The sequence below is a fragment of the Saccharopolyspora taberi genome, assembly GCF_039534165.1.
In the GTDB taxonomy this organism is placed as follows: domain Bacteria; phylum Actinomycetota; class Actinomycetes; order Mycobacteriales; family Pseudonocardiaceae; genus Saccharopolyspora_D; species Saccharopolyspora_D taberi.
The window spans coordinates 11,819-31,811 of the sequence record NZ_BAAAUX010000022.1 but is presented as its reverse complement, the minus strand read 5'-3'; the positions used below and the strand labels follow the sequence as shown (position 1 = coordinate 31,811).

Annotated in this window: 22 protein-coding genes and 1 tRNA gene; 8 read left to right on the top strand and 15 right to left on the bottom strand. The window is 71.4% G+C overall.

The window, feature by feature from the left end; genetic code table 11:
• Positions 1 to 107: 107 nt before the first annotated feature.
• A complete protein-coding gene (locus ABD691_RS26165) occupies positions 108 to 770 on the bottom strand; it encodes a winged helix-turn-helix transcriptional regulator (RefSeq protein ID WP_344684110.1) in 663 nt (220 codons plus the stop codon).
• 89 nt (positions 771 to 859) lie between these two features.
• On the opposite strand from ABD691_RS26165, the gene ABD691_RS26160 reads away from it, so the two are divergent.
• Positions 860 to 1,243 carry a VOC family protein gene (locus ABD691_RS26160; RefSeq protein WP_344684108.1) on the top strand — a complete coding sequence of 128 codons (384 nt, stop codon included), beginning with the start codon at positions 860 to 862 and terminating at the stop codon, positions 1,241 to 1,243.
• A 9-nt stretch (positions 1,244 to 1,252) separates the two neighbouring features.
• On the opposite strand, the gene ABD691_RS26155 is transcribed toward ABD691_RS26160, so the two are convergent.
• The gene (locus ABD691_RS26155; protein WP_344684106.1) at positions 1,253 to 2,443 is read right to left on the bottom strand and encodes an MFS transporter; all 1,191 of its coding nucleotides are present in this window, start codon (positions 2,441 to 2,443) and stop codon (positions 1,253 to 1,255) included.
• On the bottom strand, positions 2,440 to 3,726 hold the full coding sequence (locus ABD691_RS26150; RefSeq protein ID WP_344684104.1) for a GH1 family beta-glucosidase: 1,287 nt from the start codon (positions 3,724 to 3,726) through the stop codon (positions 2,440 to 2,442). Before ABD691_RS26150 ends, ABD691_RS26155 begins: the two co-directional genes overlap by 4 nt.
• A gap of 142 nt (positions 3,727 to 3,868) precedes the next feature.
• Here ABD691_RS26150 and ABD691_RS26145 point away from each other — a divergent pair, with 142 nt between their 5' ends.
• Together ABD691_RS26145 and ABD691_RS26140 are read left to right on the top strand one after the other, a co-directional pair.
• Positions 3,869 to 4,417 carry a TetR/AcrR family transcriptional regulator gene (locus ABD691_RS26145; RefSeq protein WP_344684189.1) on the top strand — a complete coding sequence of 183 codons (549 nt, stop codon included), beginning with the start codon at positions 3,869 to 3,871 and terminating at the stop codon, positions 4,415 to 4,417.
• 46 nt (positions 4,418 to 4,463) lie between these two features.
• Complete coding sequence (locus ABD691_RS26140) at positions 4,464 to 4,619, top strand: hypothetical protein (protein WP_344684102.1); 156 nt, start codon at positions 4,464 to 4,466, stop codon at positions 4,617 to 4,619.
• On the opposite strand, the gene ABD691_RS26135 is transcribed toward ABD691_RS26140, so the two are convergent.
• Positions 4,616 to 5,137 carry a DinB family protein gene (locus tag ABD691_RS26135; RefSeq protein ID WP_344684101.1) on the bottom strand — a complete coding sequence of 174 codons (522 nt, stop codon included), beginning with the start codon at positions 5,135 to 5,137 and terminating at the stop codon, positions 4,616 to 4,618. The genes ABD691_RS26140 and ABD691_RS26135 overlap by 4 nt on opposite strands.
• A gap of 162 nt (positions 5,138 to 5,299) precedes the next feature.
• Here ABD691_RS26135 and ABD691_RS26130 point away from each other — a divergent pair, with 162 nt between their 5' ends.
• On the top strand, positions 5,300 to 5,767 hold the full coding sequence (locus ABD691_RS26130; protein ID WP_344684099.1) for a DUF6194 family protein: 468 nt from the start codon (positions 5,300 to 5,302) through the stop codon (positions 5,765 to 5,767).
• A 213-nt stretch (positions 5,768 to 5,980) separates the two neighbouring features.
• Here the strand turns inward: ABD691_RS26130 and ABD691_RS26125 are convergent.
• Positions 5,981 to 6,054, bottom strand: a tRNA-Leu gene (locus ABD691_RS26125).
• A gap of 136 nt (positions 6,055 to 6,190) precedes the next feature.
• On the opposite strand from ABD691_RS26125, the gene ABD691_RS26120 reads away from it, so the two are divergent.
• The gene (locus ABD691_RS26120; RefSeq protein ID WP_344684096.1) at positions 6,191 to 6,412 is read left to right on the top strand and encodes a DUF3618 domain-containing protein; all 222 of its coding nucleotides are present in this window, start codon (positions 6,191 to 6,193) and stop codon (positions 6,410 to 6,412) included.
• A 34-nt stretch (positions 6,413 to 6,446) separates the two neighbouring features.
• On the opposite strand, the gene ABD691_RS26115 is transcribed toward ABD691_RS26120, so the two are convergent.
• From ABD691_RS26115 to ABD691_RS26070, 10 genes are all read right to left on the bottom strand, one after another.
• Positions 6,447 to 7,082 carry a TetR/AcrR family transcriptional regulator gene (locus tag ABD691_RS26115; protein ID WP_344684094.1) on the bottom strand — a complete coding sequence of 212 codons (636 nt, stop codon included), beginning with the start codon at positions 7,080 to 7,082 and terminating at the stop codon, positions 6,447 to 6,449.
• 50 nt (positions 7,083 to 7,132) lie between these two features.
• The gene (locus ABD691_RS26110; protein ID WP_344684092.1) at positions 7,133 to 7,450 is read right to left on the bottom strand and encodes a hypothetical protein; all 318 of its coding nucleotides are present in this window, start codon (positions 7,448 to 7,450) and stop codon (positions 7,133 to 7,135) included.
• Positions 7,451 to 7,666: 216 nt separating this feature from the next.
• Positions 7,667 to 8,251, bottom strand: a complete 585-nt coding sequence (locus tag ABD691_RS26105; RefSeq protein ID WP_344684090.1) for a nucleotidyltransferase family protein — start codon at positions 8,249 to 8,251, stop codon at positions 7,667 to 7,669.
• Complete coding sequence (locus ABD691_RS26100) at positions 8,244 to 9,311, bottom strand: XdhC family protein (RefSeq protein WP_344684089.1); 1,068 nt, start codon at positions 9,309 to 9,311, stop codon at positions 8,244 to 8,246. Before ABD691_RS26100 ends, ABD691_RS26105 begins: the two co-directional genes overlap by 8 nt.
• A gap of 17 nt (positions 9,312 to 9,328) precedes the next feature.
• Positions 9,329 to 10,771 carry an NCS2 family permease gene (locus tag ABD691_RS26095; protein ID WP_344684088.1) on the bottom strand — a complete coding sequence of 481 codons (1,443 nt, stop codon included), beginning with the start codon at positions 10,769 to 10,771 and terminating at the stop codon, positions 9,329 to 9,331.
• Positions 10,772 to 11,035: 264 nt separating this feature from the next.
• Positions 11,036 to 11,524 carry a nucleoside deaminase gene (locus ABD691_RS26090; protein WP_344684086.1) on the bottom strand — a complete coding sequence of 163 codons (489 nt, stop codon included), beginning with the start codon at positions 11,522 to 11,524 and terminating at the stop codon, positions 11,036 to 11,038.
• Between the two features lie 33 nt (positions 11,525 to 11,557).
• Positions 11,558 to 13,864 (bottom strand): xanthine dehydrogenase subunit D, encoded by a 2,307-nt coding sequence (gene pucD / locus ABD691_RS26085; RefSeq protein ID WP_344684084.1) that lies wholly within the window; start codon positions 13,862 to 13,864, stop codon positions 11,558 to 11,560.
• Complete coding sequence (locus ABD691_RS26080) at positions 13,861 to 15,219, bottom strand: 8-oxoguanine deaminase (protein WP_344684082.1); 1,359 nt, start codon at positions 15,217 to 15,219, stop codon at positions 13,861 to 13,863. The genes pucD and ABD691_RS26080 overlap by 4 nt, the downstream gene beginning before the upstream one ends.
• Complete coding sequence (locus ABD691_RS26075; RefSeq protein ID WP_344684080.1) at positions 15,216 to 15,689, bottom strand: (2Fe-2S)-binding protein; 474 nt, start codon at positions 15,687 to 15,689, stop codon at positions 15,216 to 15,218. The genes ABD691_RS26080 and ABD691_RS26075 overlap by 4 nt, the downstream gene beginning before the upstream one ends.
• On the bottom strand, positions 15,680 to 16,555 hold the full coding sequence (locus tag ABD691_RS26070) for an FAD binding domain-containing protein (RefSeq protein ID WP_344684078.1): 876 nt from the start codon (positions 16,553 to 16,555) through the stop codon (positions 15,680 to 15,682). The genes ABD691_RS26075 and ABD691_RS26070 overlap by 10 nt, the downstream gene beginning before the upstream one ends.
• A 237-nt stretch (positions 16,556 to 16,792) precedes the next feature.
• On the opposite strand from ABD691_RS26070, the gene ABD691_RS26065 reads away from it, so the two are divergent.
• From ABD691_RS26065 to speD, 3 genes are all read left to right on the top strand, one after another.
• Complete coding sequence (locus ABD691_RS26065; RefSeq protein WP_344684076.1) at positions 16,793 to 18,295, top strand: PucR family transcriptional regulator; 1,503 nt, start codon at positions 16,793 to 16,795, stop codon at positions 18,293 to 18,295.
• Positions 18,296 to 18,446: 151 nt separating this feature from the next.
• Positions 18,447 to 19,649 carry a type III PLP-dependent enzyme gene (locus ABD691_RS26060; RefSeq protein ID WP_344684073.1) on the top strand — a complete coding sequence of 401 codons (1,203 nt, stop codon included), beginning with the start codon at positions 18,447 to 18,449 and terminating at the stop codon, positions 19,647 to 19,649.
• A gap of 58 nt (positions 19,650 to 19,707) precedes the next feature.
• Positions 19,708 to 19,993, top strand: a 286-nt coding sequence (speD, locus tag ABD691_RS26055; RefSeq protein ID WP_344684070.1) for an adenosylmethionine decarboxylase, incomplete at its 3' end; no start/stop codon positions are given.

The following is a 19,993-nucleotide window of genomic DNA, read 5'->3' as shown; positions in this document are numbered from 1 at the left end:
TGGCCCGCGACGACTGAGAGGGGTGACCGCGAGCGTGCGGCGACGCCGGTCGGGTGACCGCGTGGTGACGATCGGGTGCAAACGATCGGATTACGCCCGAAGGGAATTCACGTGGACCCGACCGGCCGGGAGATGCGGAACAGCTCGGTGAAGCGGTCGAGCAGCGCGCTGTCGCCGGAGATCCGCACGCTGCCCTCGGCCAGCGCGGTCCGGGCGGTGATCTCGCCGGAGAGCAGGGAGCGCAGCCGGGGACCGGCCTCGACGACCAGATCGGCGCCGGGCAGCTCGCCGGCACCGGCCGCCAGCTCGCCGTCGTCGACGCGGGCGTGCACGACGATCTCGCCCATCCGCAGCTCGAAGCCGACGTGCGCGCCGCGCGCGGCCTCCGGCCGGAAGGTGGCCCGCAGCGCCATGACCATCGAGTCGGTGGTGACGATGTCGTCCGGACGGGCCTCGCCGAGCGAACGCGCACCCCAGTGGCCGAGCCGCAGCACGACGTCTTCGAGATCGCGCCCGTACTCGGTGAGCTCGTAGACCACGGCCGCGGCCGGGCGGGGCAGGATGCGCCGCTGGACCACACCGGCGTGTTCGAGCTCCTTCAGCCGGGTCGACAGGACGTTGGTCGGGATCCGCGGCAGCCCGCGGCGCAGGTCGGTGAACCGCTTCGGCCCCACGGCGAGGTCGCGGACCAGCAGGAGCGCCCAGCGCTCGCCGACGATCTCGAGCGCGTGCGCCAGGCCGCAGAACTGCCCGTAGGTGCGGGTCCCCATGTGCTTGATTCTAACCTCGGTGCGCCTTGGGGAGCGAAGTTGTAAAAAGCAAGTACGATGGGTTTGCGGCGAACGAAGCGGCGGGAGGGATGACCATGCTTACCGACACCAAGGCGTTCAGCGGTTTCTCCGTGGACGACATCCCGAAGGCGAAGGAGTTCTACGGCCAGGTCCTCGGCCTCCGGGTCACGGAGGAGCACGGGATGCTGACCCTGCACATCGCGGGCGACCGGCCCACCCTCGTCTACCCGAAGGGAGACCAGCACGTCCCCGCGTCGTTCACGATCCTGAACTTCCCGGTCGACGACATCGAGAAGGCGGTCGACGACCTGACGGCGCGCGGCGTCACCTTCGAGCGCTACGCGGGATTCGGCGTTGACGACAAGGGGATCTTCCGCGGCGGCGGCCCGCTGATCGCGTGGTTCAAGGACCCGGCGGGCAACGTGCTTTCGGTGCTGGAGCTGGACGACTGAGGACGGGGCTCACCCCACCCCGCGCACCCGGCTCACGAAAACCCCGCCCAACAACGTCGCCCCGGCGGAAGCGACGAACAACCCGGAATACCCGCCGAAAGCGCCCAAGATCGGCGTGGCGAGCAGAGGGGCCACGACCTGCGGTAGCGAGTTGGCGATGTTGAGCACCCCGAGGTCCTTCGCCCGGTCGTCGGCGGCGGGCAGCACCTGCGTCAGCAGGGCGAGCGCCACGGCCCAGTAGATCCCGAAGCCCAGGCCCAGCAGCGGAGCGGCGCAAAGCGCCGAGCCCCACGTCGGCCGAACGGCCAGCAGCAGCGCGGCGAGCGCCATCAGCGCGCAGGACACGAGCACGTGCGGCTTGCGCCGCCCGGTGCGGTCCGACAACACGCCCGCGACGACGCCGCCGACGGTGAGCGCGGTGCCGTAGAGCCCCATCAGCACCAGCAGCCCGGTCTCGGGATCGGGGTGGTGCACGACGTCGCCGAGGAAGAACAGCAGGTAGAGCGTGCCGAACGCGTTCCCCAAGTTGATCGCGAAGTGGCAGCTCCAGCCCCATGCGAAGTCGGGGAACCGCCGTGGCGACACCCACAGCCGCCCACGCCGGCGGGACGGCACCACCGCGTCCGGAGTCCGCAGCGCGAACCCGGCCGCCGCGAGCACGACCAGTGCCGCGCACGCGAGATAGCCCTCGGCCAGCCCGGTCACCAGCAGCGTCACCACCAGCGTTCCGGCAACGGTGCCGAGCATCTGGCTGATGCCCACCAACCCTCCAACCCGGGCCCGCTGCACCACCGGAACCCGGTCGGGGAGCGCCGCGACCAGGCTCGCCAGCATGGCGTTGAGACCGGCCTGCACCACGCACCAGCCGACCGTCATCGTCACCACGTCGCCCGCCGCGGCGAGCACCGATAGTCCCGCCGCGCCCACGACGGCACCGCCCAGCGTCCACGGGTGGCGGCGGCCGGTGCGGTCCGAAAGCGCGCCCGCCAGCGGGTTGGCCACCACCGACACCGCCGCGCCCACCCCGGTCACCACCCCGAAGACGAGCTCCTTGTCCCCGGTCGCGAGCAGTTCGGCCTGCCGGGGCAGCAGGACCTGGATCGGCGCGTAGAAAGCCAGCCACAGCCCGAGATTCGCCAGGAACAGCAACGAGATCCAGCCGGCGCGCACCGGCACCGCGGGCTCGGCCCGAACGGTCACCCCGACCGCTCGATGACGCCGCGGTACCAGGCGAACGAGTCCTTCGGGGTGCGCGCGAGCGTGTCGTAGTCGACGTGCACCAGCCCGAACCGCGGCGCGTAGCCCTTGGACCACTCGAAGTTGTCCAGCAGCGACCAGACGAAGTAGCCGCGCACGTCGACACCGGTGGTCATGGCCTCGTGCACCGCGCCGAGGTGGGCGTCCAAGAACTCGATGCGTTCGGTGTCGTGGATCCCGTCGAAGCTGCAACCGTTCTCGGTGATGTGCAGCGGCGGCAGGTCCGGGTACCGCTCGTGCAGCAGGACCAGCAGCTCGCGCAGGCCGTCCGGCACCACCGGGGACCCGTTGGTGGTCATCGGGAACCCTTCGAGCGGGCTGAGCTCGAACGGCAGCGGGCCGGGCGACCGCGGTGCCCGGACCGCCATCGGCTCGTAGTAGTTGACGCCGTAGAAGTCCAGCGGCGCGGCGATCGACGGGAGGTCGTCGGCGAAGCCGTCCGGCAGCCGGTCGTGCAGCACCTCGGGATAGCTGCCGAGCAGGACCGGGTCGGCGAACAGCCGGTTGATCAGCGCGTCCAGGAACTCCACCGGTTCCGGGTCGTCGCCCCGGACCGGGCTGTGGTTGTTCGCGGTGCCGACCGTCCGCGCGCCTGCCGACCGGAGCGCCGCCACGGCCCGGCCGTGCGCGAGGAGTTGGTGGTGCGCGGTCGGAATCGCGTCCAGCAGCAGCGCCTTCCCCGGCGCGTACTCGCCGATCCCGTAGCCGAAGATCGAGGTGACCATCGGTTCGTTGAGCGGGATCCACATCTTCACCCGGTCCGCGAAGCGCTCGCCCGCGATCGCGGCGTAGTCGGCGAACCGCTCAGCGGTGTCCCGGCTCAGCCAGCCGCCGTCGTCCTCCAGCGCCTGCGGGGTGTCCCAGTGGTGCAGCGTGGCGACCGGCTCGATCCCGGCTTCGCACAGCGCGTCGAGCAGGCGGTCGTAGAACGCGATGCCCTCGGGATTGGCCGGTCCGCGGCCTTCGGGCTGGATGCGCGGCCAGGCCAGCGAGAACCGGTAGGCGTCCACGCCCAGCTCGGACATCAGCGCGACGTCCTCGGGGTAGCGGTGGTAGTGGTCGGTGGCGACGTCGGCGTTCTCCCCGCGCGCGACGCGGCCGGGGGTGGCGGTGAAGGTGTCCCAGACCGAACGCCCGCGGCCGCCTTCGGAGGTGCCGCCCTCGATCTGGAACGCCGAGGTGGACACGCCCCAGACGAAGTCGGCGGGGAAGCGCGGAACCGGCATCTCGATCACTCCAGACGTGAAATTTGTTCGGAATATAGTGCCGGTCCGGTTGGCGGGAAAGGGGCGAGCAGGACGAACTTGACTCTGACACCGATGTCAGATTTTGTGTTCGGGACATGAGGAATTCCCGGTCGTGGAAGGAGTGAACGCCATCAGCTACCACCACGGCGACCTGCGGCGCGCGATCCTCGACGCCGCCGCCGAAGCGATCACCGAATTCGGCCCCTCCGGCTGGAGCCTGCGCGAGCTGGCCCGCCGCGCGGGTGTCTCGCACGCCGCGCCCGCGCACCACTTCGGTGACAAGAAAGGACTGCTGAGCGCGCTGGCGGCCGAGGGGTACACGCTGCTCAGCGATGCCCTGGAGGCCGAGGGCGACGACTTCGTCGAGGTCGGCATCGCCTACCTGCGGTTCGCCATCAACCACCGCGCGCACTTCGAGGTCATGTTCCAGCCCGGCCTCTACCGGTCCGACGACCCCGCGGTGGTGGCCGCCCGCGAACGCGCCGACGCCCTGCTCGTCACCGGCGTCCGCTCCCAGCAGGGGAGCCGCCCGGACGAGGAGACCACCGCGCTCGCCGCGTGGTCGCTGGTGCACGGCTTCGCCGGGCTCTGGCTCACCGGCGCCATCTCCGAGCGCGGCGATCCGGAGGAAGTGGCGCGACCGGTGCTGCGCAGGCTCTTCGAGAGCTGACGAGCGCGTTGACTTCGCCCGCGCGCGAACTCATAGGTTGCCGGGCGTGGAGTTGCGCGGACCCGGACCGCTGGCTGGCGGCCAGCACCGAGCCGCATCCGCCGGACCTGCGCCGGATCCGGGAGCAGCGCATCCCGGCAACGTCGACACGGTGCTCGTCGCGGGCCGGGTGCTCAAGCGCGGTGGTCGGCTGCTGCGCTAGCGGCCGACGCCGCCGTCGAGGCGCTCGCGCAGCAGGTCGACGTGGCCGTTGTGCCGGGCGTACTCGGCGAGCAGGTGCAGGAGCACCCAGCGCAGGGTGACCGGTTCGCCGGTTGACCGGCGGATTCCGGTCTCGTCCAGGGAGGCGGCGCCTGCGACGATCTCCCGCGATCGGTCGCACTCCCGCCGCCAGGTGTCCAGCGCCTCGGCGAAGTCGCCGTCCAGCCGCTCGAAGTCCTGCTCCGGGTCGTCGTCGGAGTAGTGCAGCAGCGGCAGCTGCTCGCCGGCGAACTGGATCCGCAACCACCAGCGCTCCACGCCCGCGAGGTGCCGGACCAGTCCGTGCAGGGACAGGCCGGATGGCGGGACCGCGCGCTCGTTGAGCTGCTCGGCGGTCAGGTCCGCGCATTTGACCGCCAGCGTCTCCCGGTGCCAGTCGAGGAACGCGGTCAGCGTCTCGCGCTCGCCCGCGACTCCGGGCGGATCGGCCCGGTTCGCGTCCGCCCACATCTGCGTCATGCGACGCACGATCGCAGACACCGCCGACAGGTTCCGCCCGGTTTGAGGTCCAATTTGAATCTTCAGACGGAAAGCTCAAGCAATTTCCGTCAGAAGTCTCAAAAAGGACTTCAATGAGACACTTGAAGGGTCTTGTTCTCCCGCATGGAAGGGGCTCGTGGCGTGAACGCCGACGAGATGAACCACCACATCCGCGAAACCTTCGACGGAATCAACGTCCTGGAAAGCTCCGGCGACCTGTTCTTCCTCTATGACCCGGACCGCGATCTCCCACCGGAGCGCCAGTTCCCGTTCGCCACGATCGTGACCGGCGACAACTACGACACCGTCTCCGACCTGGACCCCCCGGGTGCCTACCGCCTCAACATTGGCCTGACGAAAGCCACCTACACCTCGCTGTTCGGCGCCCCGCCCGCGGTTCGCGACGAGAAAGGCGTGCTGGAAACGGGATTCGACCACGCGGTGCGGGATCGACTGATGCCGCACCCGATGTACGCCTCCCAGCACTGGGTGTGCGTGGTGAACCCGGGCGAAGCGACTCTCGACGCCGTTCGCGGGCTGCTGGCCGAGGCGCACGGCTTCGCCGCCCGCAGGCATGCCAACCGGCGGGCCCGGACAGCGCGCTCCTGAGGGGTGTCCGCTGTGGACGCTGAAGTCGGCTTCAGGAGCAGTCGGTACTGCCGTGACCGCTGGTCCGGGAGCAGGCCGGGAACGGCACCCAACGCGAGGAGCCGTCGAAAACCAGCCACCGCACCGTGGGGGCCTGCGGGGGCTCGGCCCCCGCAACCAACAAGCCGGGCAACGGCGAAACCGCAGCTGCGGTGAGCAGCATCCGCCGCCTCGTGGGGCCGGTGGGACTCGAACCCACACTGGCTAGGACCTAAACCTAGTGCCTCTGCCAATTGGGCTACGGCCCCCGCGCTGGGTGACAGCCTATCGTCAGAGTTCGGGCTCGCCGACGGGTGTGCGGCCTGCGACACTGCGAACCGCCGGTGGGAAGGCTTCGCCTGGGTGATCTACCGTGTCATCAGCCGGTGAATACGAGGAGGACACGTGGCACGTGATCCCGATGCCATCCAGCGCGACATCGAGCAGGCGCGCGACGCGCTGGCAGCCACATTGGACGAGTTGAGCGTCAAGGCGAACCCGAAGCGGTTCGTGGAGTCCGGCAAGGCCACCGCGCGGGAGAAGCTGAACGACCCGCGGGTGCGCTACGCGTTGATCGGCGTGGGCGCGCTGGTCGCGATCGTCGTGGTGCGCAAGATCTTCCGCTGACGCGGTGCGCAGGGCCCGTGAGTCCGCCGAGGGCTCACGGGTTCTTCAGCAGCGGGAGCAGCGCCTCCCGCAGGATGCGGTTGACGAACCGCGCGTCCAGCGGGTCGTCGACCAGCATCAGCCGGTACATCAGCCCGGCTCCGGCGAGTTCGACGACCGTGTCGACCGGGGCGTCCGGGCGGATCTCACCGCGGCTGATCCCGCGCTCGATGATGCGCCGCAGCACGTCGCGCTGGGGCAGCAGGAACGACTCGCGGAACGCCGCCGCCAGTTCCGGTTCGTGCGGCAGCTCGCCGACCAGGGCCTGCGCGGCCTTGCCGACCGGCCCGGTGAGGAAGGTCGCGAACGCGGTGAGGAACTCGCCGAGGTCCCGCTCGACCGAACCGTGGTCGGGTTCGGGGATGTTGCGCTGCACGAGCTGGTTGCAGGTGTCGATGACCAGGTCGAGCTTGGACTCCCAGCGCCGGTAGATGGTGGCCTTGCCGGCGCGCGCCTGCGCGGCGACGGCGTCCATGGTCAGGGCGCGGTAGCCGACCTGGGCCAGCACTTCCATGGCCGCTTCGCGCAGCGCCGCGTCGCGGCTGGCGTCGCGCGGCCTGCCCCTGCCGGAGCCGGGGTGCCTGGACACCGTCCGCTTCTCGTCTGGGGCACTGCTCGTCGGCGCGTTCACGCAGTCATCCTAGAGACCGAACCCGGTTTGGGCGTGTTTTCCGGTATCACTCACAGTGCTGAGCGGCTGCGGGAGCGGCGGGACGAGCCGTCGGCGGCCGCCGCGGCCTGCCGGGTGGCCTCGTCCGACAGGCCGTGCCTGGCCTGCAGGTAGGCGGTGCTGAAGGCGAACCCGTCGCCGTCGAGCAGGTGGATCACGACGCGGCCGTGCGGGCTCGGCGCGAGCTGTTCGATCAGCTGGTCGGCCTTGTCCCTGGCGGCGATCAGGCCGGGCGCGTTGGCGGTCCTGCGCTCGTTGCCGTTGCTGACGGTGACCGACCAGTCGTCGCCGTCCGGCACGTAGTTGGCGGTGATGTGTCCTGTTGCCATGGTGTCTCCTGGGTCCTGCGGGACACCCGCACCCGGCGGCCTCCGGGTCCGGCTTGCTCGGCGGTCGCGCGACCGCGCGGCCCGGACCCGGCAGCACGGGTGCACCCGACGGGCCCGTGCTGTCGGTCCGGGCAAAGCCGCGGTCACTGCACGCGTGGGCCACCGACTGTACGTGCCGGGAACGGTCGATCATCGTCCGGGCTTGGTGGCCGCGGGTCAGCCCGGCAGGTCCTCCGGGCGGTCGATGTCGAAGCCCTCGGAGATGTCGTCGCAGGTCACCAGGGCCACTTCGTGCTCGCGCAGGTAGTGGCGGGCGCCGGAGTCACCGGTCGCTGCCTCGGCCGCGCCGCGCCAGTGGTCGCGGCCGAGGAGCACGGGGTGGCTCCGGCGCCCTTGGTGCGTCGCCGCCGCGAGACGGGCGTGACTCGCGTTGGCGGCGACGCGCCGCACCGCTGACGGGCCGATTCCCGGCATGTCGACCGGCGTGATCAGCGCTGCGGAGACGGTGTCGGCATCGGTCGTGCGCCCCAGCGCTTCCAGCGCCGCGCGCAGGGACGAACCCATGCCGGTGGGCCAGTCCGGGTTGACCACGACGGTCACCCCGGACAGCTCGGCCCGGTCGAGCACCTGGTCGGCCGCGGCGCCGAGCACGACCACGACCGGGGAGCACCCGCCCTCGGCGAGCACCCGCGCGGCGCGGTCGACCAGCAGCGTCCCGTGGTAGTCGACGAGGGCCTTGGGCATTCCGAACCGGCGGCCCGCGCCGGCGGCGAGCACGACTCCGGCCACGCGCTCAGGCATGGGCGTGGATTGGGCCGTCGGTGCGGGTCAGCGAGCGGCCGCTGCCCCGGGTGCGGGTGGCGATGATCTCCGCCGCGATCGACACCGCCGTCTCCTCCGGCGTGCTCGCCCGCAGGTCGAGCCCGATGGGGGAGTGCAGCCGGTCCAGCTCGGCGTCGGTGAGCCCCGCCTCGCGGAGCCTGCGCAGCCGGTCGGCGTGGGTGCGGCGGGAGCCGAGCGCACCGACGTAGCCCGCGTTGCCGCGCAGGGCGCGTTCCAGCACCGGGACGTCGAACTTCGCGTCGTGGGTCAGCACGCAGATCACCGTCCGCTCGTCCACATCGCACTCGGCGAGGTACTGGTGCGGCCACCGGACGACCACCTCGTCGGCGTCCGGGAAGCGGGCCGCGGTGGCGAACACGGCGCGGGCGTCGCAGACGGTGACGTGGTAGCCGAGGAACTTGCCCTGGCGGGCCAGCGCCGCCGCGTAGTCGATGGCGCCGAACACCAGCATGCGCGGCGGAGTCGCCCACGACTCGACGAACACCGCATCGTCGCCGCAGAGCGCGCGCAGCCCGGTGACGTCCTGCGCCAGCATGCCCCTGGCCTCGACCGCGATCCGGTCGTCGAGCTCGGGGTCGACGGTGGAGCCCTCCACCCGGTCCGGCCACACCGCGACCGCCGCGCCGGTGGCGAGCGCCCGGGCCAGCGCCACCGGTTCGCCGCGGACGGTGGCCCGCAGCGCGGACACCAGCGCCGCGTCGCGGCGGGGATCGACGGGCTGGATGTGCACGTCGATCTCCCCGCCGCAGGTCAGACCGACCGCGAACGGGTCGTCCGGGTCGTAGTCGTAGTCGTGCCGGCTCGGCTGGTCGGTGCGCAGCGCCTCCAGCGCCGCCTCGTGCACCGACCCCTCGATGCACCCTCCGGAGAGGCTGCCCAGGACGGCACCATCCGCTTTCACCGCCATGGCCGCGCCGGGCCCGCGGGGCGCGCTGCCCCGCACCCCGACGACCGAGGCGATCGCGAAGCGCTCACCCGCTCCGGCCCATTCGAGCAACTGCTCGGCGATGTCACGCATGGTGCTCTCCCTGTCGGTCAGCCCCCGAGTAGGGCTTCTATTCCTTCCACGCCGAAGTACAGGGCGAACACGACCGACAGGATTCCGACCAGCCAGCCGATCTCGTTCGCCTTGCCCCTGGCGAGCTTGATGACGGTGAACGCGATCAGACCCGCGCCGATTCCGTTGGTGATCATGTAGGTGAACGGGATCAGCGCGATCGTCAGGAACGCCGGGATGACGAAGTCGCTGTCGTTCCACGGGATGTGCCTGGCCTGGCCCATCATCATCCCGCCCACGACGACCAGCGCCGGGGCCGCGGCCTGCGCCGGGACCACCGCGGCCAGCGGCGTGAACAGCAGCGTCAGGCAGAACAGCGCGCCGGAGAAGACGCTGGCCAGGCCGGTGCGGGCGCCCTCGGCGACACCGGTGGCCGACTCCAGGAACACGGTGTTCGGCGACGAGCCGGCCAGCCCGCCCGCGGCGGCGGCGACGCCGTCGACGGCGAGGATGCGGCCCATGCCCTCGATCTTGCCGTCGCGGGCCAGGCCCGCCTCGGACCCGACGCTGGTGATGGTGCCCATCGCGTCGAAGAACCCGGACAGCACCAGCGTGAACAGGAAGACCGTCGCCGCGATGCCGCCCGCCGATGCGAACCCGCCGAACAGGTCGACCTGGCCGAAAAGGCTGAAGTCCGGGGTGGCGACCAGGCTCGCGGGCATCTCCGGAGCGATCGTGCCCCAGGCGTCGGCGGGCACGTCGAACACCGCGTTCAGCACGATCGCGAGCACCGTGCTCGCGCCGATCGCGATCAGGATCGCGCCGGGGACGCGCCGCGCCATCAGCACGATCATCAGCAGCAGGCTGAACGCGAACACCGCGATCGGCAGCCCGACCAGATGACCGCCCTCGCCCATCTGCACCGGCACCGTGGTGTTGGCCGCGTCCGGTTTGCGGGTGACGAACCCGGCGCTGACCAGGCCGATCAGCGCGATGTAGAGGCCGATGCCGACGGTCAGCGCGATCTTGAGCGGCGCCGGGATGGCGTTGATGATCCTCTCCCGCACCCCGCTGACCGCGAGCACGATGATCAGCACGCCTTCCAGCACGACCAGGCCGAACGCCTGCGCCCAGGTCATCGACGGCGCGATGGTGAACGCGACCACGGCGTTCACGCCGAGCCCGGCGGCCAGCGCCAGCGGCGCGTTGCCGACCATCCCCATCAGGATCGTCATCACGCCCGCGGTGACCGCGGTCGCGGTGGTCAGCTGCTCGCTGGTCAGCGCCACGCCGGTGGCGTCCTCGGAGGAACCGAGGATCAGCGGGTTGAGCATCACGATGTAGGCCATCGCGACGAAGGTGGTCAGGCCGCCGCGGAACTCGCGGGACAGCGTGGAGCCGCGCTCGGTGATCCGGAAGAAGCGGTCGATCGGCGATCTCGCGACCGGAGCGGGTCTTTCCTCGTTCAACTGCTGGGTCATGAGTCCTCCCATGCCGGTGGGCGCCCCCGCGTGATCTCGAAATCACCCGGACTGCTCCTCGGCGGCGCTTTTGCGCGCAGGCGGAAGCCCGCCGCCGATTCTTTGGAGGGGCGTTTAGCGAATGTGAAAGGGAAAACGGCCGGTTGGAAGGTTGTGCCTCGGCCGTCGGGCGGATCGGTTCACCCGGAATAGGAGTGCCGCGGATCCGCCCGCAGGGCATCGCCTCGACCCGGTCGTCTCGGCGATGCCACGTGCGTCGTCGGGTCAGTAGTCGATTCGGTCGGTCTTGTTCCGCCAGGCGTCGAAGGCCTCGTTGCGGTTGGACATCTCGACGCGGCGGACCGGGGTCGGCCACTCGGACTCGGGGTTGCTGAACAGCTCGTAGAAGGCGCGGTCGTCGAACCCGGCGACGGCCGCGTCATCGCGGTCGGCGGCGTAGAGGACGCCGTCCATCCGCGCCCACAGCGCGGAGGCCATGCACATCGGGCACGGCTCGCACGAGGTCACCAGCACGCAGCCGTCGAGCTTGAACGTGCCGAGCTCCCGGCAGGCGTTGCGGATCGCGGTGACCTCCGCGTGCGCGGTGGGGTCGAGGTTGCTGGTCACCTGGTTGTTGCCGGTGGCCACGATCTCGCCGTCCTTGACGATCACCGCGCCGAACGGCCCGCCGCCGTTGGCGACGCTGCTGGTGGCTAACTCGATGGCCTTGGCCATCCAGTCGGATTCGGCCCCGACCTGGACGTCCACTGTCATTTTTTCCAACTCCTGGTTCCGGTGTTGCTGAGTTCAGACGATGTGCTCGGGTGCGACCGGCGTGTGCGGGAGTTCCTTCCCGGTGGCCGCGCGGATCGCCGCCACCACGGCGGGAGTGGTCGAGATGGTCGGCGGTTCGCCCGCCCCGCGGACGCCGTAGGGCGCGTTCGGGTCGCCGCGCTCGATCACGTCGACGGTCATCGGCGGCATGTCGAGGATGGTGGGGATCAGGTAGTCGGTGAACGACGGGTTCCGGATGTTGCCCGCGTCGACCTTGATCTCCTCCATCACCGCCAGCCCGAGGCCCTGGGCCGAACCGCCCTGGATCTGGCCGACCAGCGCGTCCGGGTTGACCGCCTTGCCGACGTCCTGGGACACGTCCAGCTGCACGACCTTGACCAGGCCCAGCTCGGTGTCGACGTCGACCACCGCGCGGTGCGCGGAGAACGCGTGCTGGACCTGGACCTGCGGGCTCTGGCCCGTTTCGTCCATCGGGAAGGTCTGCCGGTGGTGGTACTCCCGGGTCTCCTCGATGACGTCGTCGCCGAGCACGTCGGCGATGTCGGCGAGCACCCCGTTCACCGCCGAGACGACCTTGCCGCCGTTGAGCGACAGCTGCGCCACGTTCTCCTGGTACTGCTCGACGACCCGCTGGAAAAGCACGTCGCGGACTGCCTCGCAGGCGGTCTTGACCGCACCGCCGGTGACGTAGGTCTGCCGGGACGCCGAGCTGGAGCCCGCGGGCCCGACGCTGGTGTCGTTCGGGTGGATGTTGACCCGCTCGACGCCGAGCTCGGTCCGCGCGATCTGCTGCTGCACCGTCACCAGGCCCTGCCCGACCTCGGCGGCGGCGGTGTGCACCATCGCCATCGGCTCGCCGCCGACGACCTGCAACCGCACCCGCGCGGTGGAGAAGTCGTCCGCGCCCTCGGCGTAGCAGATGTTCTTGATCGTCACGCCGTATCCGATGCCGCGCTTGACTCCCTCGCCGTGCGTGGTGTTGGACGCCCCGCCCGGCATGTCCCGGATGTCGACCGGATCGGTCCGGTTCTCCGGTGGCAGCGGGATGTTCCGCAGGCGCTCCAGCAGTTCGGCCACCGGCGCCGGGTAGTCCAGCACCTGGCCGGTGGGGATGGTCTCGCCCTGGCTGATGGCGTTCCTGATCCGCAGGTCGACCGGGTCCATCCCGAGCGCGTCGGCCAGTTTGTCCATTTGGGACTCGTAGGCGAAGGTCGGCTGCACCGCGCCGAGTCCGCGCATCGCGCCGCACGGCGGGTTGTTCGTGTAGAGGCCCCAGCCTTCGATGTCCACATTGGGCACCACGTACGGCCCGGCGCCGAGGGTGGTGGCGTTGCCGACCACGACCGGGGTCTTGGAGGCGTAGGCACCGCCGTCGAAGTACTGCCGCGCCTTGACGTAGACCAGCTTGCCGTCGCGGGTCGCGCCGTGCTCGTAGTACATCTTGGCCGGGTGCCGGTGCACGTGGCCGTAGAAGGACTCCTCGCGGTTGTAGACCATCTTCACCGGCCTGCGGGTGTGCAGCGCGAGCATGCACACGTGGACCTGGATGGACAGGTCCTCGCGACCGCCGAAGGCGCCGCCGACTCCGGACATCGTCATCCGGACCTTCTCCGGCGCAAGCCCCAGCACCCGCGCGGTCTGCCGCAGGTCGGAGTGCAGGTCCTGGGTCGCCAGGTACAGGTCGACGCCGCCGTCCTCGGCGGGGATCGCCAGGCCCGACTCCGGACCGAGGAACGCCTGGTCCTGCATGCCGACGGTGTAGGTGCCGGAGACCACCACGTCGGCCTTCGCCTCCGGGTCGCCCTTGATGATCTTCTGGTGCCGCACCACGTTGCCCCCGGCGTGCAGCTTGGGCAGCGATTCGTCGTGCGCGGCGGCCTGCGGGTCGGTGACCGGTTCCAGGACCTCGTAGTCGACCTCGATCAGCTCCAGCGCGCGGCGCGCGGTCTCCGGGTGGTCGGCGGCAAGCAGCGCCACCGCCTCGCCCTTGTAGCGCACCACGTCCTCGGCCAGCGCGGGCTGGTCGGCGTGCTTGAGGCCGTAGAGGTTCTCGCCCGGCACGTCCTCGTGGGTGAGCACGGCGAACACGCCGGACGCCTTCAGCGCGGGCCCCACGTTGATCGACCGGATCCGGGCGTGCGGGTGCGGGCTGCGCAGGGTCGCGCCCCACAGCATGTTCTCGGCCCACAGGTCCGACGCGTAGGCGTACTCGCCGCGCACCTTCAGCGCGCCGTCGGGGCGCAGCGGGGACTCGCCGATGCCACCGGCGATGGCGTCGTTGAGGTCCTGCGGGCTGTGAGCGGGAGCCTTCCTGCTCATCGGGCAACCTCCTTGATGCGGGCGCTGGCCCGTCGAAGTTCGTGCGTGAGGTCCGACTCGAAAGTCCTGGTCAGGTGGCCGTCGTGGACGACGGCTTCGCCGCCGCACAGCAGCCGCTCCAGCTTCGGCAGCGGTCCCAGCACCAGGGCGGCGACCGGGTCCTCGATGCCCGCGTGCCCCAGGCCGTCGATCCGCCACACCGCGATGTCGGCGAGCTTGCCCGCCTCCAGCGAGCCCAGCTCGCGGTCGCGGCCCAGGCACCGCGCGCCGCCGCGGGTGGCCATCCACAGCGCGTCCCGCACCGACAGCGCCTCCGGCCCGTACTTCGCGCGGGCGGTCAGCAGCGCCTGCCGCATCTCGTGCCCGAGGCCGCCCGCCTCGTTGGACGCGACGCCGTCGACGCCGAGCCCGACCGGGACCCGCGCGTCCAGCAGCGGCCGGACCGGCGCGACCCCGGCCCCGACCCGCCCGTTGGAGCTGGGGCAGTGCGCCGCGCCGGTGCCGGTCTCGCCGAAGCGGGCGATCGCCTTGTCCGACAGGTGGATCGTGTGCGCCAGCCACACGTCGTCGCCGAGCCAGCCCAGGTCCTCGGCGTACTCGGCCGGGGTGCGGCCGAACTCGGCCCGGCACTGCTCTTCCTCGTCCACGGTCTCGGCCAGGTGCGTGTGCAGCCGGACCCCGCGCCTGCGGGCCAGCTCGGCGGCCTGGCGCATCAGCTCGCTGCTGACCGAGAACGGCGAGCACGGGCCGACCGCGACCCGCACCCGCGACTCCGGCGCCGGGTCGTGGAACCGGTCGATGGCCTCCTCGGTGCCCGCGAGCGCGGCGTCGAGGTCCTCGACCACCGAGTCCGGCGGCAGCCCGCCCTGCGACCGGCCGCGGTCCATCGACCCGCGGACCGCGTGCAGCCGCACGCCGACCCGCTCCGCGCCGGAGACGACGGCGCCGAAGACGTCACCGCCACCGCGCGGGAAGACGTAGTGGTGGTCGGCCGCGGTCGTGCAGCCGGACAGCGCCATCCACGCCAGGCCCGAGGACGCCGCGGCGTGCGTGATCTCCTCGTCGATCCCCGCCCACACCGGGTACAGCGCGGTCAGCCAGCCGAACAGGTCGGAGTCGACGGCGTATCCGCGCGTGGCCCACTGGTAGAGGTGGTGGTGGGTGTTGACCAGTCCCGGGGTGACCACGCAGCCGCTCGCGTCGACGTGCCGCACCGGCACGTCCTGCTCGGGCGCGCGGCCGGGGCCGACCGACAAGACGCGGTCGCCTTCAACGACGATGTGCCCCTCGGCGTGCTCGGTACCGCTGTCGTCCATCGCGACGACCGCGCCACCTTCGATGACCACCCGGCTCATGCCCGCTGGGCCTTCCGCTCCGCGGCGAGCCGGACCGCGTCCATGATCTTCTCGTAGCCGGTGCAGCGGCACAGGTTGCCCGCCAGCGACTCCCGGATCTCCGCGTCGGACGGGTTCGGCCTGCGGTTGATCAGGTCCTGGGTCTGCACCAGCAGGCCCGGCGTGCAGAAGCCGCACTGCACGGCGCCGGCGTCGATGAACGCCTGTTGGACGGGGTCGAGTTGTTCGCCTTCGTGCATCCCCTCGACCGTGCCGACCTCGCGGTCCTGCGCCTGCCCGGCCGCGACCAGGCACGCGCAGGCCGGGACGCCGTCGAGGTAGACCGTGCAGGAACCGCATTCGCCCTGCTCGCAGGCGTTCTTCGAACCCGGCAGGCCCAGCCGCTCGCGCAGGACGTAGAGCAGGCTCTCGCCCTCCCACACGTCGTCGGCCTCCTGCGGCCGGCCGTTGACGGTGAACTTCAGGCGCATGCTTGCCTCCCGGAACAGTGGTCCTTCCAGACCCATTGCAAAGTCCTGCGGGCCATCACCGCGAGCGCGTGCCTGCGGTAGTCGGCGGTGCCCCGCACGTCGTCGATCGGCGAGGCCGCCTCCCGGACCAGGTCGCCGAAGCGCTGCACCACCGAGTCGGCCAGCGGCTTGGGCGCCTCCCACAGGTCGGCGAGCTCGCCGTTGATGAACTCCTCGGCGGCCAGGGCCCGGCGGGGTGTCGGGGCCGCCGAACCGAGCCCGGTGCCCACCCGGCGCTGCTCGGGGTGCAGCGCGATGGCGAAGTTGCAGACCGCGATGACCATCGCGTTGCGGGTGCCGATCTTGGAGAACTGCTGGGCGCCGGTGGCCGGTGCGATGTGCACCGCGGCGATCAGCTCGTCCGGCTCCAGCGCGTTGCGCTTGACGCCGGTGAAGAACTCGGCCGCGGGCAGCATCCGGGTGCCGCGCACCGACTGGACCTCGATCTCGGCGTCCGAGGCCAGCAGCGGCGGGTGCCCGTCGCCTGCGGGCGAGGCGGCACCGAGGTTGCCGCCGAGCGTGCCGCGGTTGCGGATCTGCGGCGAACCGACCGTCCGGGACGCGATGGCCAGGCCGGGCACCCGGTCCCCGAGCTCGTTGATCAGCCGGGTGTAGGGCAGGGCGGCGCCGATGCGCAGCCTGCCGTCCTGCTCCGACCAGCCCGCGAGCTCGTCGACGCGGGTGAGGTCCAGCAGCGTGCTGGGACGCCGGTGGTCGAAGTTGATCTCGACCATGACGTCGGTCCCGCCGGCGATCGGCGTCGCGTCGGGGTGGGTGGCCTTGGCGTCGAGTGCCTCCCGCCAAGAGGCCGGGCGGACGAAATCCACGGTTGTACTCCCTGTCACGGCCGTCCAAAGGTGTGAGTCAGTACACATCCACCGCCTGGGCGGTGACTAGCGGTGGAAGAACCGAAAAACCCGGGCCCGCCGCGCGGGCGGTTGGTATGTTCCTACAAACGTGTTTCCGGAGCGTGAGCTCGGGATTGGCACCGTCGGGTGACCGCTCAAGCGATGGCGGCAGCCACCGCTTACCCGGCAGGAGTCCGGAGAAACTAGGGTGCGCGGGTGCTGCTACGCGATCTCCTCGCCGACCCGGAGCTGGGCCTGGTGCTGCTCACGGGTGAGGAGTTGCTGGACCGGCCGGTCCGCGGCGTCTACATCACCGACCTGCTCGACCCCCGCCGCTACCTGGGCGGCGGCGAGCTGGTGCTGAGCGGCCTGGTCTGGCACGGCGGCCCGGAGGACTCCGAGCGGTTCGTCTCGGCGCTGGCCGACGCCGGGGTGGCGGGCCTGGCGACCGGGACCGCCCGGCTCGGCAGCGCGCCGCCGGACCTGGTCGAGGCGTGCGCGCGGCACGGCGTCCCGGCGTTCGAGGTGCCGCTGGCGGTCAGCTTCAACACGCTCGCCGAGCGGGTGCAGCGGCGCGGCGCCGCGCCCCGCCGGGAGCTGGTGTCGGCCGTCGCCGCGGGCGCGGACCTGGAGCGGGTGCTGCGGATGGCCGCCCGCGAGTTCGGCGCCGACTGCTGGGTGCTCTCGCGGACCGGGTGGGTCGTGGGCGGCACCGCCGACCTCCCCGAAGACGACCTCGACGAGCTGGTCGGGCACGCCGACCGCCTGCCGCGGACCGTCCACCTCCACGAGCGCTCGTACGTGCTGTGCCCGGTCGAGTCCGACACCGAGCCCGCGGCGGCCCGCTGGTTCGTGGCCGTGCGCGGCGCGGGCGAGGAGTGGAGCGGGGAGGAGGAGGCCCTGGCCGCCGACCTGGGCACGGTCGTGGCGCTGTTGCGCGCCCGGGTCGACGAGGCCCGCCAGATCGCGGGCCGCTCGGTCGAGTCCGCCCTGGGACGGCTGCTCGACGGCGCCCTGACTCCCGCGGAGGTCGCGGTGCGGCTGGAGACGGTCGGTCTCCCGCCCGGCGAGCCGCTGCGCGCGGTCGCGCTCCAGGCGGGCGACCGCGCCGCCTCGACGACGCTGCTGCGCGAGATCGCCGCCGCGACCGGCCTCGCGTCGGTGTCCGCGCCGCTGCGCGACGGCGCCTCCGCGGTGTTCGTCGACGACGAGAGCCACCTGCTGGCGCTGGAGGAGCAGCTGCGCCGGATCCTCGCGCGGGTGGAGCCGTGGTTGCCGGAGCGGTCGCTGACCGTCGGTCTCAGCGACGTCTCCGCCGTCGCCGGCCTGCGCGGCGCGCTGGAGGAGGCAGGCTACGCCCGGCGGCTCGCCGAGCAGCGGCGCGGTCGCGCCGGGCTGGCCACCGGCGCGGAGCTCGCCTCGCACGAGGTGCTGCTGGCGTCGGCACCGGACGAGCTGCGGCGGTCCTACCGCGACCGGCTGCTGTCCCGGCTGGCCGACTACGACCGCGTGCACCAGTCCGATCTGGTCCGCACCCTCCGCGTCTTCCTGGAGACCTCGGGGTCGTGGTCGCGGTGTGCCAAACAACTCCACGTGCACGTGAACACATTGCGTTACCGGATCCGGCGGATCGAGGAGATAACCGGCCGCGACCTCGGGGATTTCGCGTCCCGGGTGGATTTCTTCCTCGCGCTGGAACTCGACCGCGGAGCGGACTGACCGCGTCCGGCCGTGGGTGTCATCACAAGCCCGGGGCAACGGTGGTGAGCGGTTCGAAATCCGCTTCCGCGCGAGGTACCGTGCTGGGTCGGCGAACGCCACGGGGACCGTTCGCGCCACTCCCCGCGACCCCGAGACGGAGGTATCCGGATTGACCGATCCGTCCGCCACCGCCGATGTGACGGACCGCCCCAGCGGCGCCGCCGAATCCGTTGTACCCCAACGGGTTCGTGAGTTTCTGGACAGCACGGAGACCCCCTGCCTGGTCGTGGACCTGGCGGTGGTGCGCCGCAACCACGGAGCGCTGCGGTCGGCTCTGCCGGACGCCCGGATCTGCTACGCGGTCAAGGCCAATCCCGCCCCCGAGGTGGTCGGCGCGCTGGCCGCGCTCGGAGCCTCGTTCGACGTCGCCAGCCCGGGCGAGATCGACCTGTGCCTGGCGCAGGGCGCCGGCCCGGAGCGGATCTCCTACGGCAACACCATCAAGAAGCGGCGCGACATCGCCCACGCCTACGAGCGCGGCGTGCGGCTGTTCGTCACCGACAGCGAACCGGACCTGGTCAACATCGCCGAGGTGGCGCCGGGCGCACAGGTGTTCTGCCGGATCCTGGTCGACAACAAGGGTTCCCGCACCCCGTTCGGCCGCAAGTTCGGCTGCCCGCCCGAAACCGCCGTCCGGCTGCTGCGGCAGGCCCGCGAGCTCGGGCTCGACCCCTACGGCGTGTCGTTCCACATTGGATCGCAGCAGCTGGACCCGGCAGCCTGGGAGCACGGGATCAGCGCCGCGCGGCAGGTGTTCGAAGGACTCGCCGGGCACGGCATCGCGCTGCGGATGGTCAACCTCGGCGGCGGACTTCCCGGTTCCTACACCGAAGCCGCGCCCCCGCTGGCCGAGTACGCGCGCCGGATCGAGCAGTCGCTGGACCGCCACTTCGGCGCCGACCGGCCGGACCTGCTCGTCGAGCCCGGGCGCCAGATCGTCGCCGACGCCGGCGTGCTGCGCAGCGAGGTCGTGCTGGTGACGCCGTCGGCCGCCGACGACCGGCGCTGGGTGTACCTGGATGTGGGGCGCTACAACGGTTTGGCCGAAACCGAGGGCGAGGCGATCACCTACCGGCTGCGCACGTCCCGCGACGGCGACCCGTGCGGCCCGGTCGTGCTCGCGGGCCCGACCTGCGACGGCGACGACGTGATCTACCAGCGCAACGTCTACGAGCTGCCGCTGACGCTGCGCGGCGGCGACTGGGTGGACCTGCTCAGCGCCGGTGCCTACACGGCGAGCTATTCCTCGGTGTGCTTCAACGGAATCGCCCCGTTGGCCACCTACTGCGTCGACGGCGATGAACGCGCCTGATCGGGCGCACCGGGTTCTTCTCGATGGCGAAATCTGCGAAATGATGGGAGGTCGATAGATGTCGATTGACACCGGGACCCTGCAGCCGGTCGGTCTGTTCACCGGCCAGCACGTCCTCGCTGAGCTTGAGGGCGTCGATCCGGATCTGCTCGACGACGAGCAGTTCCTGCGCGAGGCCCTCAACAGCGCGCTGGTCCGGTCGCACGCCACGGTGTGCGAGATGATCGCCAAGCGGTTCGAACCGCAGGGGGTCACCGTGTTGGCGCTGCTGTCGGAGTCCCACGCCTCGATGCACACGTATCCGGAGAACGGCTCGATCTTCATCGACGTGTTCACCTGCGGGC

What these genes read in the sequence shown, in the direction of transcription:
- ABD691_RS26165 (WP_344684110.1), bottom strand. Translation starts at nt 770, where the DNA reads ATGGGGACCCGCACCTACGGGCAGTTCTGCGGCCTGGCGCACGCGCTC.
- ABD691_RS26160 (WP_344684108.1), top strand. Translation starts at nt 860, where the DNA reads ATGACCATGCTTACCGACACCAAGGCGTTCAGCGGTTTCTCCGTGGAC.
- ABD691_RS26150 (WP_344684104.1), bottom strand. Translation starts at nt 3,726, where the DNA reads ATGCCGGTTCCGCGCTTCCCCGCCGACTTCGTCTGGGGCGTGTCCACC.
- ABD691_RS26135 (WP_344684101.1), bottom strand. Translation starts at nt 5,137, where the DNA reads ATGACGCAGATGTGGGCGGACGCGAACCGGGCCGATCCGCCCGGAGTC.
- ABD691_RS26110 (WP_344684092.1), bottom strand. Translation starts at nt 7,450, where the DNA reads ATGGCAACAGGACACATCACCGCCAACTACGTGCCGGACGGCGACGAC.
- ABD691_RS26105 (WP_344684090.1), bottom strand. Translation starts at nt 8,251, where the DNA reads ATGCCTGAGCGCGTGGCCGGAGTCGTGCTCGCCGCCGGCGCGGGCCGC.
- ABD691_RS26100 (WP_344684089.1), bottom strand. Translation starts at nt 9,311, where the DNA reads ATGCGTGACATCGCCGAGCAGTTGCTCGAATGGGCCGGAGCGGGTGAG.
- ABD691_RS26095 (WP_344684088.1), bottom strand. Translation starts at nt 10,771, where the DNA reads ATGACCCAGCAGTTGAACGAGGAAAGACCCGCTCCGGTCGCGAGATCG.
- ABD691_RS26090 (WP_344684086.1), bottom strand. Translation starts at nt 11,524, where the DNA reads ATGACAGTGGACGTCCAGGTCGGGGCCGAATCCGACTGGATGGCCAAG.
- pucD (WP_344684084.1), bottom strand. Translation starts at nt 13,864, where the DNA reads ATGAGCAGGAAGGCTCCCGCTCACAGCCCGCAGGACCTCAACGACGCC.
- ABD691_RS26080 (WP_344684082.1), bottom strand. Translation starts at nt 15,219, where the DNA reads ATGAGCCGGGTGGTCATCGAAGGTGGCGCGGTCGTCGCGATGGACGAC.
- ABD691_RS26075 (WP_344684080.1), bottom strand. Translation starts at nt 15,689, where the DNA reads ATGCGCCTGAAGTTCACCGTCAACGGCCGGCCGCAGGAGGCCGACGAC.